The sequence below is a fragment of the Sphingomonas endophytica genome (genome assembly GCF_001476895.1).
GTDB classification, from domain to species: Bacteria; Pseudomonadota; Alphaproteobacteria; order Sphingomonadales; family Sphingomonadaceae; genus Sphingomonas; species Sphingomonas endophytica_A.
Genome location: NZ_LDTB01000156.1, coordinates 1 through 638 on the forward strand (window position 1 = coordinate 1; position 638 = coordinate 638).

Annotated in this window: 2 protein-coding genes; one reads left to right on the plus strand and one right to left on the minus strand. The window is 62.4% G+C overall.

Going from position 1 to position 638, the window contains the following annotated elements:
- Nucleotides 1-215 (minus strand): DMT family protein (locus NS334_RS16480; protein WP_193753145.1); only part of this gene is annotated, 215 nt, incomplete at its 3' end.
- Nucleotides 216-424: 209 nt separating this feature from the next.
- On the opposite strand from NS334_RS16480, the gene NS334_RS16485 reads away from it, so the two are divergent.
- Nucleotides 425-638, plus strand: a 214-nt coding sequence (locus tag NS334_RS16485; protein WP_206542694.1) for a hypothetical protein, incomplete at its 3' end; no start/stop codon positions are given.

Sequence of the window (638 nt, forward strand, 5' to 3'; positions counted from 1 at the left end):
GTCTTGAGCTGTGCCGCGCTATAGACCTCGCTGCCCCAGCGATTGGCCGGCACCGCCAGCCAGTATTCGAAGAAGGCGATGCCCCAGCTCACCAGAATGACGATGGGGAGCGAGTGATCCTTGAACTCGAGATGCCCGTACCAGGCGAAGGTCATGAAGACGTTCGAGGCGAACAGCATCAGGATCGGCAGCAGCGACGGAGAAATGGCGGGCATCGATATCCTCTTCGAGCAAAGCACGCGGTAACCCGCGGGCCCGGAACCGGGTTCCATCCGACCTGCATATCATTTGATTTGAAAGCAACGAAAGCTCGCTCGGCCCGCGCAAGGGTCGCTTAACGGTCGGCACGGAAATCCCGGCGCCGTTGCGGCCCTGTCGTCAAACTGCGGCTTTATCGTTTGGCCGATGGATAGCGAGAACGCGCATGCGGCTTGATTGGCGTGCAATTTCAGGTCCGGCCCTGGCGGCGATCACGGGGCTCGCCGCCTTCCTGATCGATCGCCTCATGATCGCCGTTCCCAACCCTGCGCCGCTGTTCGTCTGCATCGTGGCGCTCGCGAGCTCGATCAGCGGCATCACTTCCGGGCTGATCTCCGCCGCGATCGCGGTGGCCGCCTCGGCGCTGTTCTTCCTCGATC